The sequence below is a fragment of the Marinicellulosiphila megalodicopiae genome (assembly GCF_045862395.1).
GTDB classification, from domain to species: domain Bacteria; phylum Pseudomonadota; class Gammaproteobacteria; order Pseudomonadales; family Natronospirillaceae; genus Marinicellulosiphila; species Marinicellulosiphila megalodicopiae.
This window is the reverse complement of record NZ_AP023087.1, coordinates 1,265,129-1,282,970: the sequence shown is the minus strand read 5'-3', so window position 1 is coordinate 1,282,970 and position 17,842 is coordinate 1,265,129. Positions and strand designations below refer to the sequence as shown.

General features: G+C 35.6%; 17 protein-coding genes. 7 read left to right on the top strand and 10 right to left on the bottom strand.

What is annotated here, in order from left to right; all coding sequences use genetic code 11:
- Positions 1 to 7: 7 nt before the first annotated feature.
- Genes aroB through pilM form a run of 8 tightly spaced genes read right to left on the bottom strand, consistent with a single transcriptional unit; the run spans position 8 to position 6,621 of the window.
- Positions 8 to 1,105, bottom strand: a complete 1,098-nt coding sequence (aroB, locus tag TYM08_RS05495; RefSeq protein ID WP_422381963.1) for a 3-dehydroquinate synthase — start codon at positions 1,103 to 1,105, stop codon at positions 8 to 10.
- Positions 1,080 to 1,613 (bottom strand): shikimate kinase AroK, encoded by a 534-nt coding sequence (aroK, locus tag TYM08_RS05490; RefSeq protein WP_422381962.1) that lies wholly within the window; start codon positions 1,611 to 1,613, stop codon positions 1,080 to 1,082. The genes aroB and aroK overlap by 26 nt, the downstream gene beginning before the upstream one ends.
- A gap of 3 nt (positions 1,614 to 1,616) precedes the next feature.
- The gene (gene pilQ / locus TYM08_RS05485; RefSeq protein WP_422381961.1) at positions 1,617 to 3,836 is read right to left on the bottom strand and encodes a type IV pilus secretin PilQ; all 2,220 of its coding nucleotides are present in this window, start codon (positions 3,834 to 3,836) and stop codon (positions 1,617 to 1,619) included.
- 11 nt (positions 3,837 to 3,847) lie between these two features.
- Positions 3,848 to 4,378 carry a pilus assembly protein PilP gene (locus tag TYM08_RS05480; protein ID WP_422381960.1) on the bottom strand — a complete coding sequence of 177 codons (531 nt, stop codon included), beginning with the start codon at positions 4,376 to 4,378 and terminating at the stop codon, positions 3,848 to 3,850.
- Positions 4,379 to 4,388: 10 nt separating this feature from the next.
- Positions 4,389 to 5,000, bottom strand: coding sequence for a type 4a pilus biogenesis protein PilO (locus tag TYM08_RS05475; protein WP_422381959.1), 612 nt, complete (start codon positions 4,998 to 5,000; stop codon positions 4,389 to 4,391).
- Positions 4,997 to 5,563, bottom strand: coding sequence for a PilN domain-containing protein (locus tag TYM08_RS05470; protein WP_422381958.1), 567 nt, complete (start codon positions 5,561 to 5,563; stop codon positions 4,997 to 4,999). Before TYM08_RS05470 ends, TYM08_RS05475 begins: the two co-directional genes overlap by 4 nt.
- On the bottom strand, positions 5,550 to 6,437 hold the full coding sequence (locus tag TYM08_RS05465) for a pilus assembly protein PilM (RefSeq protein WP_422381957.1): 888 nt from the start codon (positions 6,435 to 6,437) through the stop codon (positions 5,550 to 5,552). Before TYM08_RS05465 ends, TYM08_RS05470 begins: the two co-directional genes overlap by 14 nt.
- 19 nt (positions 6,438 to 6,456) lie before the next feature.
- The gene (pilM, locus tag TYM08_RS05460; protein ID WP_422381956.1) at positions 6,457 to 6,621 is read right to left on the bottom strand and encodes a pilus assembly protein PilM; all 165 of its coding nucleotides are present in this window, start codon (positions 6,619 to 6,621) and stop codon (positions 6,457 to 6,459) included.
- Between the two features lie 186 nt (positions 6,622 to 6,807).
- Between pilM and TYM08_RS05455 the strand changes: the two genes are divergently transcribed.
- Positions 6,808 to 9,393 carry a penicillin-binding protein 1A gene (locus TYM08_RS05455; protein WP_422381955.1) on the top strand — a complete coding sequence of 862 codons (2,586 nt, stop codon included), beginning with the start codon at positions 6,808 to 6,810 and terminating at the stop codon, positions 9,391 to 9,393.
- 75 nt (positions 9,394 to 9,468) lie between these two features.
- On the opposite strand, the gene TYM08_RS05450 is transcribed toward TYM08_RS05455, so the two are convergent.
- Positions 9,469 to 10,800, bottom strand: coding sequence for a TolC family outer membrane protein (locus TYM08_RS05450; protein ID WP_422381954.1), 1,332 nt, complete (start codon positions 10,798 to 10,800; stop codon positions 9,469 to 9,471).
- Positions 10,801 to 10,863: 63 nt separating this feature from the next.
- Here TYM08_RS05450 and TYM08_RS05445 point away from each other — a divergent pair, with 63 nt between their 5' ends.
- From TYM08_RS05445 to TYM08_RS05430, 4 genes are all read left to right on the top strand, one after another.
- Complete coding sequence (locus tag TYM08_RS05445; RefSeq protein WP_422381953.1) at positions 10,864 to 11,487, top strand: NUDIX domain-containing protein; 624 nt, start codon at positions 10,864 to 10,866, stop codon at positions 11,485 to 11,487.
- A complete protein-coding gene (locus TYM08_RS05440) occupies positions 11,475 to 11,924 on the top strand; it encodes a DUF1249 domain-containing protein (RefSeq protein ID WP_422381952.1) in 450 nt (149 codons plus the stop codon). The genes TYM08_RS05445 and TYM08_RS05440 overlap by 13 nt, the downstream gene beginning before the upstream one ends.
- A gap of 119 nt (positions 11,925 to 12,043) precedes the next feature.
- Positions 12,044 to 12,838, top strand: coding sequence for a 3',5'-cyclic-AMP phosphodiesterase (cpdA, locus tag TYM08_RS05435; RefSeq protein WP_422381951.1), 795 nt, complete (start codon positions 12,044 to 12,046; stop codon positions 12,836 to 12,838).
- Between the two features lie 96 nt (positions 12,839 to 12,934).
- Positions 12,935 to 13,774, top strand: a complete 840-nt coding sequence (locus TYM08_RS05430; protein ID WP_422381950.1) for an HDOD domain-containing protein — start codon at positions 12,935 to 12,937, stop codon at positions 13,772 to 13,774.
- A 408-nt stretch (positions 13,775 to 14,182) separates the two neighbouring features.
- Here TYM08_RS05430 and apbC read toward each other — a convergent pair whose 3' ends face one another.
- Positions 14,183 to 15,007 (bottom strand): iron-sulfur cluster carrier protein ApbC, encoded by an 825-nt coding sequence (gene apbC, locus TYM08_RS05425; protein WP_422381949.1) that lies wholly within the window; start codon positions 15,005 to 15,007, stop codon positions 14,183 to 14,185.
- Positions 15,008 to 15,421: 414 nt separating this feature from the next.
- Here apbC and TYM08_RS05420 point away from each other — a divergent pair, with 414 nt between their 5' ends.
- Both TYM08_RS05420 and TYM08_RS05415 read left to right on the top strand, forming a co-directional pair.
- Entirely contained in the window at positions 15,422 to 16,870 is a 1,449-nt protein-coding gene (locus TYM08_RS05420) for a circularly permuted type 2 ATP-grasp protein (protein ID WP_422381948.1), read from the top strand.
- Positions 16,870 to 17,832: an alpha-E domain-containing protein gene (locus tag TYM08_RS05415; RefSeq protein ID WP_422381947.1), complete on the top strand. Its 963-nt coding sequence runs from the start codon at positions 16,870 to 16,872 to the stop codon at positions 17,830 to 17,832. The genes TYM08_RS05420 and TYM08_RS05415 overlap by 1 nt, the downstream gene beginning before the upstream one ends.
- Positions 17,833 to 17,842: the final 10 nt, after the last annotated feature.

Here is a 17,842-nt window from a genome sequence, read left to right as displayed (position 1 = left end):
TTTTATATTAATCTAAATTACGAAAATTCTTAGTTGCCAATGTTTTCATTAGTTTTTCGTGATCAAAAGTATCGCTAATTATTGCCTGACTCATTTTACTAAACAATATCAATCTTAGCTTGCCATCCACTACTTTCTTATCTATTGACATCTTTTCAACAAAATCATCAACTTGCATTTCAACTGGAGAATCAACGGGGAGATTCACTTTTTCAAACAGGTTAATTATCCTAAGATGATCTTCAAAACTTATATTGCCCTCAAGCACACTTAAATAAGAAGCCATTACTGTGCCAATTGCAACCGCTTCACCATGTAAATATTTCCCATAACCAAGCGAAGTTTCAATGGCATGACCAAATGTATGCCCCAAATTGAGCAATGCCCTTACACCAGACTCCATTTCATCCTGATTAACAATGTCGGCCTTCACTAAACAAGATTGCTTTATTGCATACTGTACAGCTCGCTCATCTAAAGAATAAAGCTCTAAAATGTTTTTCTCTAACCATTCAAAAAACAAATAATCAGTAATCAGTCCATACTTAACCACTTCAGCAATACCAGCAGATAATTCTCTATTTGGTAGGGTTTTTAAGGTATTAGTATCTGCAAACACTGCTTTTGGCTGCTTAAAAGCACCAATCATATTTTTTCCCAATTTATGATTAACTCCTGTTTTACCGCCAACAGAGGAATCTACCTGGGACAATACGGTGGTAGGAATTTGAATAAAATCCACCCCCCGCTGAAAACTAGCTGCTGCAAACCCTGTCATATCACCAATTACACCACCACCAAGAGCGATTAAAGTTGTTTTTCGTGAATGCTTTTTCTCTAATAAATGAGTGAATATTAAATTCACAGTATCTAACGTTTTATACTGTTCACCATCAGGTAATATAATTTCATCTAATTCAAAACTTGATAAGCTGGATTTAAGTCGTTCTAAATATAAAGGGGCGACCGTTTGATTTGTGACAATTAATACTTTTTTTCCAGAAATATAAGGTGTGAATAATTCCGATTTATTTAATAAATCTGGACCAATAAAAATAGGGTAGCTGCGTTCAGCTAAATCAACATTCAGGGTTTGATAAGTCATATGTTTGTTTAAATTCAGTTATTTTTTCTACGATTTGTTTGGGAGTATTGGCATTTGTATCTACAATAAGATCCGCTAACTCAATATATAGTGGCTCTCTTTGTTTTAACAATTGTGTTAATACTTTTTTGGGATCATCTTGTTGCAGCAGGGGTCGGTTTGCATCTTTGTGGGTTCTTAAGAGTTGCTGCTCAACGCTTGTTTTCAAGTATACAATACAACCATACTTAGACAACAAATCTCTATTTTCTTTTCTAATTACAGCACCGCCACCAGTTGCAATGACAATATTCTTTTCGCTTGTTAAATATTCAATGGCCTGAAATTCTCTTTCTCTAAAACCAGATTCACCTTCAACATCGAAAATCCAAGGTATATTCGCACCGGCTTTATCTTCAACTTCTTTATCAGAGTCTCTAAATTCACACCCGATCACATCAGCAAGCAAAAGGCCGATGGTGCTTTTGCCAGCACCCATCGGCCCAATTAGTATAATATTTTTACTCATGATTTATTGAGAAACGATTCCATCATCAATTAAACGTGGTGTAATAAAAATTAATAGTTCATTTTTTTCTTCAAGAATAGAAGAGCGTTTAAATAAATTCCCAATAATTGGTAAATTTCCTAAAAACGGAACCTGTTCTTTTTGCTCAACACTTTCAACACGATAAACACCACCAAGCACCAAAGTATCACCATTTTTTACCAATACTTGGGTTTGAATTTTGTTAGTGTCAATTAACAACCCGTCACTTGTTTGTGCGCCAACAGAATCCTGAGTCACTGTTAGCTCTAAAAACATCGAATTATCAGGAGTAATACGAGGAGTTACAGTTAATGACAAACCAGCATCTCTAAATGCTGTAGATCCGTCAGAAGAACGATATGGTACTTGTTGACCAGATAGAATATTCGCTTGTTGACCATCAACAGTCACAATTTTTGGCTGACTAACCACTTCAGCTTTACCTGCTGTTTCTAATGCTGATAATTCTAAATCAAGTGCAAAGTTATTTGATGCAATACCAAATGCGTAGTTCTGAGCACCTGTTGTAGCAGGTAAACCGACAGTTAAGCTATTTGGAGCATTATAAGTATAAGCACCGTCACGCATATCATTAGTTGTCGTTAAATTACCGCCAAGTAATAGATTATTCGTTCCACCTAAACCTATTGGAGCGATATCAGTACCCCATTGCACACCAAATTCTTTACCAATTGATGTTCTCGCCACTACAACACGCGCTTCAATTGAAACTTGCTTTACCGGAACATCAAAGATTTCAATAGCTTCTTGAATTCGTGCAATGTGTTCCGCTGTGTCATTCACAATTAATATATTTGTACGATCATCAATGGATAATGTACCACGAGATGAAACAAAACTAGCACCACCCGAGATTTCAGAAGCACTTGCCGCAGCTGAGCTTTGCACGCTTGAAATATTCATTAAAATTGAACGTATATCCGATGCATCCGCATAATTTAATTTAATATATTTGGTATAAAGAGGCTGTAACTCAACGGCCTGTTGTTCAGATTCAATTCTTTTCAAATCATCTTGCGCCAATTTGTCAGCATCAGCCACTAATAACACATTTTTAGTTCTACGCTTATCTAACCCTTTGATTTTCAAAATCACATCAAGCGCCTGATCCCAAGGTACATCATCAAGTTTTAAACTAATTTCACCTTCAATATCATCCGCAACTAAATTTAAATTATTGTATTGAGCCAGAATGTTTAACGCCTCATAAACACGAATTTTTTGGAAATTCATACTGATACGTTTACCTGTAAATGGGAACTGCTCTTTTCTTAAGTTGTCGGCTTCAGCAACACTTAAGGGTTTAAATTCAATTACTAATTGATTTTCAATTTGATATGAAATTTGGTCAAAATCGCCTGTAGCCTTAATAATAATTGACGTCCCGTTTGCGTTAGTACGAGTTTCAAATGTTTGAACAGGTGTACCAAAACCAACCACATCTAATTTTTGAACAATGGACTGTGGAACACTAACTTGATCAAAAGAAACTATAATATCTGTGCCGTCTTTTTTTATGTCCGAATTCACTTTTGAAGAATTAAATTTAACTAAAATCCGACCTGAACCATCTTCACTTCGCTTGAAGTCAATATCTTGAATCATAGGTTTACCACCTACTGATATACTTGAAGCACTGGCAGCGTTATTTAAATTTAATGTGGTATCTGAAATCACTACCCCCTCAGAGGCATCATCTTCAATCACCAAATCCGCTACTACATCATTTCCAGGAACTGAAGACAGTAAATCTGCAGCGGATAATTTTCCTAATACAAAAATCAGTTCATTAGGATTGGACTTATTTAATTTAAATTGTACAGAATCATTTAAAGATAAAACCACTCGAACTTTGCCATCCACAGGCAAAACAAAAGCAGATGTGACTAAACCACTATTGTAGCTAAAACTTTTTTTATCCAGTGCACTGGTAGCTTCAATTAAATCAATTGAAAGTTTAGCTGGGTTATCAATAAGAAAATGCTCTATTTGCGGTGCAGTTGAATTAAACACCATGCGCACCTCAGCAGTTTCATTAGATGTATTACTGACTGACATATTTACTAGATCTGCAGAAAATGCTGATTGAGTAAAAGCCAAAGTCATAGACAAGACAGTAAAAAAACGAACAAAAATATTTTGTTTCACTGTATTAAGATTGTTGAAGTTCATTATTTTCATTTTTCCACCAACTACTGATTGATTAACTGTAATGTTCTCGCACGATTCTGCCAGCGATTTTTACCTTGAGACACAATTTCATTAATCGCAATATGCGAAAGATGAATTGAAACGATTTTACCGTGATTCAAACCTAAATAATCACCGGTTTTAACAGGATGTACACCTGTCAAATGATCTGAACCACTTACTCTAACCAAAGCAATTAACTCGCCATCTTCATTTTTTAGCGTTCCGACCATGCTAATATTTTCAATTCGAACACCCTCTAATGGTTCGGGAGTACGATCCGCTTCAGGAAATACTGAACTTGCCTGCTCTTCCTCAATTGGTAATAACGCTTTTTCAGCTTGAAACGGACTTCTAGATCCCGAAGCTGAATACACAAATTCAACTGGATCCTCTGGCGTTTCAATTGGTTTTATTTTAATGGGTGCATTTTTGATAGAATCTTGAATTTCTTTTTTAAGATCTTCATTGTTATTTAAATTCATACAGCTTGTAATAATAAGCGGCACACAAACGATTAGTAATTTTTTCATGTTATCCCCCTTATTCTTCATCTTTCGAGCTGTAAGTTTTTGCGGTAATAACCATGTCTAGCACATCTGAGTTATTTCGTTTTTTAATTGTAAAGTCATGCAACGTTACAATCCTAGGTAATGATGCTGCCGAGGACATCCAGGTACCAAATTCGTGATAACTGCCTTTTAAATTAACTGTAACTGGAGAAACTTTATACTCATCACTTTGCACGGATTTTAAGAAATTATAATCCCCCATTTCCAAACCGTTTTCTGTTGCGGATGAATTTAAATCATCCATCATACCCGGAATATCCACAACTTTAGGAAGCTTACCAGTAAAATCTTGAATTTTTGCTTCTACTTCACTTAATTGTTCTTTAAGCCTTTCAAGTCCCGCAGCTTTACCTGCATTAACTTTTAAGGTCTTCATTTCATTTGCTTCGTTCTTTATTTGAGTTTCAATATCTTCATAGGTTTTTTTAATTATACCGAAATATCCAGCAGCAAAAACGATGGCTATTAGTAAAATACAAAAAATACCCTTTACTATAACTGGCAAAGTACCCCAAGTTTGAGGATCGTTTAATGTGTTTACATCAAAGTGTTTTAACTCATCAATCATTTTTTTGGCATTCATTTTTCGCCCTCTTGATTGTTTTCAAGTTGCAAATTTATACTAAATACAACAGATTCATCATTTGGGTTACCAGGATTTCTACTTTTTACGGAACCTGGTACATATTCCTCTTTAATCCAAGTTGATAATTCGATTGAACGATAGAAATCCGATACTGAACTTACTCGATCAGCAATACCTGACAAATACACTCCATCACCTTTTCTGGTTAACTCAGTAAGATACACACCTTTTGGAACAAGCGAGACAAACTCTTGAAATACTTCAACAGGTTGAGATCGATTACTATTTAGCTGTGCAACGGTAGTCATACGTCGAAGTAAATTCGCTTTCTTTTGCTCAAGTTTTTTAATCTCTTCAATTCTAGCTAATAACACCTTATTTTCTGATTTAATCAGCTCAACCCGTGTTTTTTGATTTGCTAGAACTTTATTTGCATAAAAGTACCACCCAGCAGCGGTTGCCGCACTTAAAATAAAGGTTAAAACCAATATATTAATAAATTCTTTTTTAAGTCGATCGCGACGCTCTTGTCTCCAAGGGCGTAAATTAATATTTGCCATCTGTAAAGCTCCTTAATGCAAGTCCACAAGCAACCATCAACGAGGGAGCATCATTAGTCAAGGAAACGGCGTTCACTCTAGGTGCCACCGTCATATTTGCAAATGGATTTGCAATAATCGTTTTAGTACCGATTTTCTCTTCAATTAAGTTTGAAAGGCCCGATATTGCAACTGTTCCACCAGCTAAAATTATGTAATCCACATCGTTATAAGATGAAGCGGCAAAGAAAAACTGCAAAGATCTACTGACTTGCTGCACTACAGCATCTTTAAATGGTCTTAATACTTCAGATTCATAATCATCTGGCAAACCGCCAAGTTTTTTAGCCTTACCCGCTTCCTCGTGAGTCACACCATATCGGCGCATAATTTCTTCAGTAAGCTGTTTACCACCAAATAATTGCTCACGAGTATAAATGGTTTTACCATCAGCAATCACACTTAGAGTAGTCATGGTATGACCTACATCTACTACGGCAACGGTTAAATTTTCTTCATCTTCGAATTGAGGTTGAAGTAATCCTACCGATCTTTCCATTGCAAAAGCTTCAATATCAACCACAGTTGATTGAAGTCCCGACAATTCAATAGCAGCTTCGCGATTTTCAACGTTTTCATTTCGACATGCAGCCAATAACACTTCAACCATGCCATCATTTTTTGGACTTGGTCCTGCTACTTCAAAATCTAAAGCAACTTCATCTAAAGGGAATGGTATATATTGATCTGCTTCGACTTGAATTTGGGACTCCATTTCATCTTCAGTCATACCATCATTCATTTCAATGGTTTTAGTGATTACCGCAGATCCGGCAACAGCAACCGCTGTTTGCTTTAATTTGGTACGACTTTTAGTCAAAACTTGTTTAATCACATCGGCGACTGCGTCAATGTCATTTACATTTTTTTTCTACAACAGAATTTTCAGGCAAAGGCATTACCGCATATGATTCAACGCGAAACCCATCAGTGCCTCGACTAATTTCAAGCATTTTTACGGATGTCGAGCTAATATCAACACCTAAAATTCTTTTATCTTTACTTTTCAATGAAGCCATTACAGGTGATTTCCTATTAATAACTAAAACTTGTTATTTCTTTAATTAGTTACAATTAATTAATATTATGAACTATTAGATAATACTATTGTTTAATTCGCAATCTATAAAAAACTGGGGATTGCTTTATAATACCCCCCTAATTTACTAACTTTCAACCGATTCCCCTAGTTTTATAGGAAAAACATGAAATTAACCATCATTTTTGCAAAGTTTATATCATTATCTATTTTTATGTCTGTTTGTGTCATCGTTCTCATTTGTTCTAGTATCTACATTGTTTTAGCTCCAGAGCTTCCAGACATTAACAAATTAAAAGAACATAAATTACAAATCCCATTAAGTGTATATTCAAACGACAATCACCTTATTGCAGAATTTGGAGAAAAACGCAGAACCCCTGTCACCTACGAACAAATCCCAGTAAAATTTGTTCAAGCACTTATTGCCACTGAAGATAAACATTTTGAATACCATAATGGTATTGATTTAAACGGTATACTGCGCTCAATTGCACAATTATTATCAACAGGCGAACAACAAGGTGGCGGATCTACCCTCACTCAACAGGTTGTTAAAAACATTTTATTTACCAGAGCAAAAACATTTCAACGTAAATTTGCCGAAATCATTACAGCCATTCAAATAGAGAAAGACCTGTCAAAACAAGAGATCTTTGAATTATACGTAAACAAACATTTTCTTGGGCATAACTCTTATGGCATACAAGCTGCCGCCGATGTCTATTATGGTAAAAACTTAAACAACTTAACTTTAGCAGAACTTGCGATGATTGCAGGACTTCATCAATCACCCTCTTATGCCAACCCAATCTCCTACCCAGAAAATGCCAAAAAAAGAAGGAATGTTGTTTTAGGTAGAATGCTAGATGAAAATTTCATATCTAAACTAGAATACGACACAGCAGTTAATTCACCTGTAACGGCATCAAAATCTAACAACACACCAGATTTAAGTGCTGATTACATAGCTGAAATGGCACGAGCCTATGTTGTTGAAAATTATTCACTAGAAAGTGCTTACACTGAAGGCTTTAAAGTTTACACAACCATAGAGTCTAAATTACAAAATGCTGGTAATTTTGGGTTAGAGAATGCCATAGACAACTACACCTTTCGCCACGGTTATCACGGTGCAGAGCAACACTTTGAAACTGAAGATACTTTAAGTTTTAACGATAAATTAAACATTTGGAAGCAATCTTTAAAAAAAGAATTTAAAGTCGCATCACTTTCACCTGCAGTCGTGATCAATGTCGATGAAAAATCCATCCAAGCAATTTTAAAAAATGACGAAGTTATCAATATAGACTGGGACGAATTAAAATGGGCAAGTCGATTTTTAACCACTTTTTCAAAATCTGAAGCACCAAACAGCGCTTCGGACATTTTACAATCTGGTGATTTAATAAGAGTTGTATTTGATCCCAGTATAAAAAAATGGAAATTAACTCAAATACCTAAAGTTTCTGGAGCATTGGTTGCTTTAAACCCCCAAACTGGTGCCGTTGTTTCACTAGTTGGTGGTTACGATTTCAAATCCAACAAATTTAATCACGTGACTCAAGCAAAACGCCAACCAGGCTCCAACTTTAAACCGTTTATTTACACCGCAGCATTACACAAAGGCTATTCTGCCTCATCGTTAATTAACGACGCGCCATTAATCTTAAATAATGGCGGAGATGCTGGTATATGGCGACCAAAAAACGCAGGAGATCGCTATCTAGGTTTAATCCCCCTTCGCCAAGCACTTTACCAATCAAGAAATATTCCTGCAGTTCGATTACTGAGGGATATAGGAATCGATTATGCTGCGGACTTTACTCAAAGATTTGGATTTAATGCATCAGAATTGAATAAAGATTTAACATTAATTCTTGGTTCAACAGTTATGTCACCTCTTCAAATTGTCACAGGCTATGCCACATTTGCAAACGGAGGTTACAAAGTTGAGCCTTATTTTATTAATCGAATTGAAGACAGGCACGGCAATATTTTATTCCAAGCTAATCCAAAACAAATTTGCTCTGACTGCTTAGAAACCCCAACACCTTACGAATTAACAATGGGAGAAAACAAAAAAGATCAAATTAGCCAACCCTCACCTACTTCTGAGTCATCTGGTACAACTTTCGCCCTTGAAGATCCGATTGTATTTGAACCGATTTCATTAAAAGAAAATCCATATGCACCAAGAGTTCTATCTGAGCAAGAAGTGTTTATCATGCAAAACATATTACAGGATGTCGTTATTCGAGGTACCGCGACAAGAGCCAATAAAGCACTTAATCGAGACGATTTAGCAGGTAAAACCGGTACAACCAATGATGCGGTTGATGCGTGGTTTACGGGTTTTAATGGTGATTACGTAGCAAGCGTTTGGATAGGTCACGATTCAAGCATCCCACTTGGTACTGGTGAATTTGGTGGCAGCGCCGCACTTCCAGCTTGGATTGATTTTATGAAAGTGGCCCTAGAGGGCAAACCCAGCAATAAACTCTCTCAACCCCCAGGAATCATTAGTTTAAGAATAGACCCTTCTACTGGATTGCTTGCGCACCCTGGTCAAAGTAACTCTACACAAGAAATATTTAGAGAATCTTTTGCACCCACCTCCCAATCCAATCAAGCATCTGACATTGAAGTAGATATCATAATTGATGAAACGGAACGACTTGAAAGACAAATCAATGGAGAGGATACAACTGAGGACTCATCTGAAATACAAAGTCCTGAAATGCTATTTTAAAACACTATTTCACTTAAATTTAAAGCAAAAAAAACCTGACTGAAGTCAGGTTTTTTAGGGTACGCTAACCAATTATTATTGGATTAACGAAGCATTTAACTGCTCAATATCAGCTAACGACAAAACTCCAGCACTTTGGCGTAATTTAAATTGATTAATAATTAAATCGTACTTTGCATTGGATAAAGTCAATTTAGCATTGAGCAAATTTGATTGTGCATTTAACAATTCTACAATTGTTTGACTGCCTTGATCGTAACCAACTTGAGTCGCTTTCAGAGCACTTTGGCTTGACTCAATTGCAAGTTTTTGGGCTTCTATGTTTTCAAAATCCGCAGAAATTTGACGATACAAATTTTCAATTGTTGCCTGTACATTTAAGACAGTCTGAGAAAGACTTTCAGAATTTAAACTTAACTTTAATTCTTCGGTTTTAATATCGTTTCTAAAAGCACCTCCATTGTAAATTGGAATATCCAAACTTAAGGCCAACCTCGTAGATGAAGAGTTATCTCCATTTGAATTATTTTCAAATTTGTCAAAATAGCTATAGCTTAATCTACCAGATAAAGAAGGTAAAAGTTTTGCTTTATAAGCTTGTAAAGATTTTTGTTGTTGGTTCAGTTCATGTTGAGCAATATTCACTTCTAACGAATTTTTTAAAGCTGAATCTACCCAAACACCTAGCGATTTTAATTCAGTTAACGGCATAAATTCAGCACTAAGTGGTTGAATATCTTTATATTTTTGACCACCAATATTAGAAAGTGCTAATAGGGATTGATCATAAGTCGCTCTCGCTCTAATTACACTAACTCTCATTGAATCATAATTCGCTTTTGCAGATTGCAAATCCGTAATAGCAACCAAACCGACTTCATATCGCTTTTCAACTTGCTCTTTTTGACGCAAAGAGGCTGTTAAACCTGTCTTCGCGGTCATCCAACTATCATATGCTTTTAACGTCGTTATATATTGGGTCGCTACCTGCATAATTAAATCTTGCTGGCTCTTTAACAAAGTTAACTCGGCTTTACTTGCATTTATTTTTACGGCGGCGTAAGCATCAATTGCTGCTTTGTTATAAATATTTTGTGAAACACTAATATTATAATCAAGGCTACCCTCTGATAAATTAAATTCAAAATCATCTAAATCAATATTTGCATTTCTATTATTATCTGCATTCCCACCAACAGAATACCCAACGCTTGCACCAATAGAAGGCAATAAATTACCAAATGCGCTTTTCACCCCTAATTGGCTCATTTCATTTTGTATAACAGCCATTTTTAATGTTGGGTTATTTTCCAAAGCGTGATTATACACACCTAACAAATCGTCTTGAGCAAAAGCAGGAAGTGCACCTATCGCTACACAAGCAGTTAAAGTGAGTTTTTTAAACATAAGTTTGTTATCCTATTGGCCAAATTCTTTGGTTCGCAAATTGGCGCTCAGTTTGCCTTAAATATGAATGAAATCAACTGCCATAAGTCACCGCATAATATGAAATTCAGCATCAAACAACAGTCCGTTTTGTACGAAGGTTTTTATCAATTAGATAAATTAACTATTGAGCATGAACGGTATGACGGAAAACAACAAACTATCGAACGAGAGTTACTGCTGCGACATGATGCAGTATGTGTACTGTTATTTGATCCAGTGTTGGATAAAGTAGTGCTAATTGAGCAATTTAGAGTGGGTGCAATTAAGCAACAAAATCCATGGCTTTTAGAAGTCGTAGCTGGATTAATAGATAAAGATGAAGCTCCTGAAGAGGTGGCTCACCGTGAGTCCTTTGAAGAAGCAGGTGTTCATATTAAAAATCTCAGTAAAATCACGCAATATCAGTCATCACCGGGTGGCACAAACGAAACCATTCATCTATTTATTGCCCAGGTAGATTCAAACACAGCCTTTGGCACACATGGACTTGAAGCAGAGTCCGAAGATATAAAAGTGGTCGTATTACAAAAGCAAGCAGCATTTGACATGATTAACCAAGGCAAAATAAATAATGCCTCCACCTTAATCAGTCTACAATGGTTAATAATCAACGAAGAAAAAATACGTAAACTATGGCTTATTTGAATAAAAAAAAATACATCCCTGATATAGCTGCTCAAAATGCAAAACAAGAGCAAAATTTTTGGCGTCTGATTAAATTACTACCTACCATCCATGATCAAGACTCCCATTGTATTGGATTGGAAACCTCAAACCATCGTGCGATTTTTAATATTACAGAGAGAAACAAATACACACTTTGTATGTCATTTGAAATCAAACATGAAACATTAACCGACGCATTTCATAATTTCACATTACATTTAAGAATGTACTTTGATGTCAAAATGGCAGAAATAGTTGCTTGCGAACATGGAAAACAATTTAAAGGTTCGTACCCGTACCCAAACGAACAAATGCATCAGGTAAATGAAAAAGAACAGCTAAATGATTTACTAGAACAATGGCTAATGTCTATAGTGAAATTTGGGATACACAGCAAAAAAATAAGCATAAGCTAAATTAAATCGACCAAACAAAGGAATAATCTCTTACAGTGGTCTATATATTAGTTTTTAGTTGTGTAAAAATCACAACATAAAAAACAGCCCCTAATTGGAAATAAGAGCAAAAATTCAAAGTGACTGAGCCAAAGAAATTAAAAGTGATACAAATTACCGATACCCACCTATTTCAAGATGAAGTTTGTTCATTGCAGGGTATCAACACATTTGCCAGTTTTTCATTGGCTATTGAGTCAATTAAAGAAAATCACCCTAAAATCGATCTGATTTTGGTGACAGGAGATATCGCACAAGATCACAATTTACACACTTATCGTAAATTCATTGAAGTCATGTGCCAAAACTTTGATTGCCCGACTCATTGGATACCGGGAAATCACGATAGCCTACCTTCGATGCGAGATGCAGACACTCAAGGTTTTGAAAACCCAAATTTTGAATTGGGTGGCTGGCAATTCATCATGCTTAATTCTGGTGTTTACGGAAAAGTCCATGGCAATATAGAGCCTGCTAGTATTGAACAAATGAATGAGTATTTAAATGAACATAAAAAACCAACATTGGTTTGCTTTCATCATCACCCAATTTTAATGGATAGCGCTTGGATTGATACTCAACGCATTCGCAACAGCGAATTTTTGTTAGGTCAAATTCATCAACATGATCAAGTTAAAATCATAACTTGGGGGCATGTACATCAAGAAAGCCAAAAACAAATCAATAAAATTGAATACATGTCTACGCCTTCGACTTGTTTTCAATTCAAACCCAAACAACAGCAATATCAACTAGATGACCTTCTACCTGGTTATCGTTGGTTTGAGTTAAATCAAGACGGCACATTTACAACTGGAATTGATCGAGTCCATATCGACAATTACCATGTTGATCATCAAAGCGAAGGTTATTAGCCTATATAATAAACGTATTGTGTTTTTTATATTTCACATAAAGTTTCTTCTTTTAGACTATGCTCAATATATTATTAATAAATATGTTGAGTTTTAATGCCAATCACAATCACAACATCCGAACAAATCCTTTTGTCCAAAATGCATTTACCTGTAAGGCCTAAAATATTAGTAAACATCATTACTGAAGCTAAAAAAAATGAGCCAAACATGTACTTAATTTCCCAATGGATATCTGAAGACGTTGGGGTCGCTTCCGCCGTGTTAAAAATTGTTAACTCCCCATTATTTGCAAGACAAACGAATATTATTTCCATACAACAAGCTGTGATGCTTTTAGGATTTAATCGAGTTTTTTCAATTGTTAAAACAGTTGCACTTAAAGGCACATTCACAAACACACATAAATTAAGCACATTTTGGCAACTTTCAGCTCAAATTGCCCATACGGCGATTAATATAGCGCATTTTTTAGATAAACCTGAATATGGCGATAGCGCCTATGTTTTAGGTTTATTTCATATGTCTGGCGTGCCTACACTCTATGAGAATTTTGAAGGATATCAAAACACATTTGAAATCCATCAATGCCAAGGATGGGATGCCGTCGCCAAACAAGAACGTTCACTTTATCAAACGTCTCACACTACTTTATCCGCATTTATTGCTCAACAATGGGATTTAACTCCTTCACAGGTTGAAGCGATATTTTATGTATTTGATTGTGATGGAATATTTGAGAGCGACGAATTAAGCCAAGAAGCTTTAACTATCTTCACAATTTTAAAAATTGCTCGTCGTTGTGTTTTTCAACATTGCAATATTGAAAATGAAAGTGAATGGAGTGCGATAAAAGAAGGAATAGAATCGTTTTTACAGATTGATGAAACAGATTTAGAAGAACTCATATTTCAAACAGAACATCAATTCGATTAAGCTCGAAAATCAGAATATTTGACTTATAATGAACCCTGTAACAAATTAGGTATATATTGGTGTAACGAAGTTAAGATATAGAAAAAACACCAGTATCTCGTTTGGAAAGCACCTTGACAGTTTCGTCCACCAAATTGAAACGGTCGCAATAGTCTGCTACCCGTTGGTGAATCCTAACGTGAGAGACTGTAAAAACTTCAATCCCTCACAATTAATTTCAAACAGTAAATTCATACTCACAACACTTTTTAAAAAAGTTAATTTCACAAAAAAAATACTATAAAGTTCAATTAATAAAGTTCAATTAAGACAGCCAAACTAACTCTGGTATTACTTTAGGTGTCTTAATTCTTTCATCCTTTTAATTCCATCTTCTTTTCAATTTTTTCTTAAAGCACTTTAACCAATTTACTCAAAAGAGATGTTTACTGTTTCATCTGAAGTGTTTTGCTCAATATATTGAATTAAGTTTTTGGCCATTGATTCATATAATTTACTGATATTTGAATCAGGGTCCGCTTGAACCGTTGGCTTACCTAAATCTACATTTTCTCGAATACTTCTATCTAAAGGCATGGTCGCCAATACTTGTGTCTCATATTCTTTTGCTAGGCGCGCGCCTCCATCTGAACCAAAAATGGCTTCTTTGTGACCGCAATTGGTGCAAATATGTAGACTCATGTTCTCAACTATACCCGCCACAGGCACATTAACTTTCTTAAACATTTCAATGCCTTTTTGCGCATCTAGCAAAGCAATCTCTTGAGGCGTGGTGACAATCACGGCACAGGTTAGAGCTATTTTTTGTGAAATGGTTAATTGAATGTCTCCGGTGCCTGGTGGCATATCGATGATTAAGTAATCAAGTTCGCCCCAGTAGGTTTGTGCAATCATTTGATTTAATGCACTGCTTGCCATCGGTCCACGCCAAACCATCGGTGTTTTTGAATTGGACAAAAACGCAATGGACATGGCTTTAATTCCATACTGCATATATGGGTTTAATGAGGTTTCGTTAAACGGTTCCAACTTCACATTATCTTGCGCGCCCAGCATTTTAGCGACACTTGGCCCATATATATCCGCATCTAACAAACCTACTTTTAATCCTAACTTACTTAATGCTAATGCTAAATTGATTGACGTTGTGGATTTACCCACCCCACCTTTACCTGATGCCACCGCAACAATATTTTTTACATTTGCTAAAGACGCAATGCTTTGATTTTTCATTTTTGAACCTATTTGAGATATGGTTTGATTATGTATTTATAAAGATTAAGAAAAAACTTAAGCGGTATTATAAGCATCCGTTGCATTGAATAACAGCTTTGTAAACGAGTTTAAAATGGTTGATTTTTTATATTGCTTTTTAATGTTATGCATTTATTTGTTTATTAATCTTTATAATAAAAGGAATGAAAAATCATGGCATGTATATTGTTTAAGTAAGAAATAATGGATCTTTCAACCATTGCTAAGTTACTAATATTCCAATGATTATGTTTAATCATTTGTAAAAGATCCCTTTTATCTATAGATTAAACAGAATTATTTTTTGTACTCTTTAATAATAATCGGACTATCACAAAAGTTGATTATTACCTAAACAAGTATCATTTACCCTTTCTTACTGGAGTTATTCGAATGTCACTGATAGATGAATCAAACAATCCTATCCCTATATTTGACGAATTAATCGATTCTAATGGTAATACACGTAAACAATTTTCCAAACTTGGTGATTTTCTTGACCAGATGACACCCTCTGAACTTGTCGCCAGACAAAAAGACGTGCAACTATGCATCAAAGAAATGGGCATTAGTTTTACAGTTTATAGCGAAGGCGAAAACATAGATCGTCAATGGCCATTTGATTTAATTCCACGTTTAATCCCGTTAAATGAATGGCAAGAAACCACAAAAGGCTTAACTCAACGTTTAAAAGCATTAAATTGTTTTATTGATGATGTGTATAACGATCAAAATATTGTGAAAGCCGGCATTGTTCCGCTATATGTGATTGAGCAATCTAAAGGGTATCGTCCAGAGTGCAAAGGCATCTCACCATATAATGGTGTGTGGGCAAATATTTGTGGATCGGATTTAGTTCGTGATCATTTAGGCGATTTTTACGTATTAGAGGACAACCTTCGCGTACCTTCTGGTGTGTCATACATGCTTGAAAACCGAAACGTGATGAAGCGAATATTTCCCGAAGTGTTTGCCGAACAAGATATTTTATCCAATGCCGAATACCCTAATCAATTACGTAAAATGCTGATTGATATTTCACAAAATACAACAAAAGATGTGACCATTGCAGTGTTAACACCTGGTGTTTTTAACTCAGCTTATTTTGAGCATAGTTATTTAGCACAGCAAATGGGTGCCTATTTAGTTCAAGGTGATGATTTAATCGTTAAAGATGATTTTCTATTTTTAAAATCCATTTATGGACTTGTAAAAGTGGATGTTATCTATCGTCGAATTGATGATGAGTTTTTAGATCCTGCTGTTTTTAATAAAGAATCGATGTTGGGTGTCGAACATATTATGGATGTCTGGAAAAAAGGCAATGTCGCCATTGCTAATGCACCAGGAGCCGGTGTGGCAGATGACAAAGTGGTGTATTCGTATGTGCCTCAGATGATTGAATATTATCTAAAAGAAGAACCGATCTTAAAAAATGTGCCTACTTATCTTTGTGTTGTACCTGAAGACATGGAATATGTATTGGCAAATTTAGAAAAATTAGTGGTTAAACCCGCCAGTGAATCTGGTGGTTATGGCATGCTAATCGGTCCACATGCCGACAAAGCTGAAATTGAAAAATTCAGAAAATTAATTCAAGAAAACCCACGTAATTATATTGCCCAACCAACATTGAGCTTATCAACTGTTCCCACTTTATGCGGCGATGCTATTGAATCTCGTCACGTTGACTTACGCCCTTTTATTTTACAAGGCAAAGACACGTACGTAACTAACGGTGGATTAACTCGTGTGGCATTAAGACGCGGATCCTTGGTTGTAAACTCATCACAAGGTGGCGGCAGTAAAGACACTTGGATCATCAATACGGGAGAAGCATAATGTTAGCTAGAGTCGCTGAAAATATATATTGGTTGGGTCGTTATATCGAACGAGCTGAAAACACCTCTCGTTTAGTTAAATCTACTTATGACATGATGTTGGATACCCCAAGATCAGTTGATTTAAAATGGACGTCATTGTTTGAGGTATTGGGGAACTGGCCTGAGCAGAGTCAATCTCAAAGCCAAGCTCAAAGCAGTCAATCTTCTGAAAGTTTTGTGATGCAAAATATTATCGGTGACATTGATAATATAAGCTCCATTTATTCATCAATAGTATCCACAAGACAGATCGTACGAAACAGTAAAGAATTATTACCTCAAGCTAGCTGGGAAGTGATCAATAATGCGTATTATTTCATTAAAGAAAACCAACTTTTATTAGAAACACGCCAAGGTCGCATACGCTATTGTGATAAATTACGTAATAGTTGCGAGCAGTTCATTGGTATTATTATTAATAATATGGAACGAAGTGATTGTTATTATTTTTTTCGATTAGGTCAATTAATAGAGCGCGCTGATATGATCAGTCGTGTAATCGACTCCAAAGCAACCCTGGTCGCTTTTGAAAATAAACCCATGCAAGAAGCCAGTGAAAGCTTCCATAGTGCATTTTGGTTGAATGCCCTTGAAGCACTGGGCTGTTCGCAATCATTTAGACGTTTAAATCCAGATGATGTGAATAAAGAAAGTGTTATACGTTTTTTATTAGAAGAAATACGCCTTCCTAAAACGATTATGTTTAGCCTTGAAAAACTTGAGCGCCTTACAGACAGTTTACCTAATAGCGATGAAGTTAAACTCACAATTTTAACAATTAAACAGTGGGTACACGAATGCGCTGAATCTTCATTTGACGATATTACTGAACAAATGGATGATTTACAGCTAAAATTAGGCAAATTACACGATGTGGTTTATAAACAATACTTTTCAATGGTTTATGAAGAAGCATCCTAATGTTAAAACC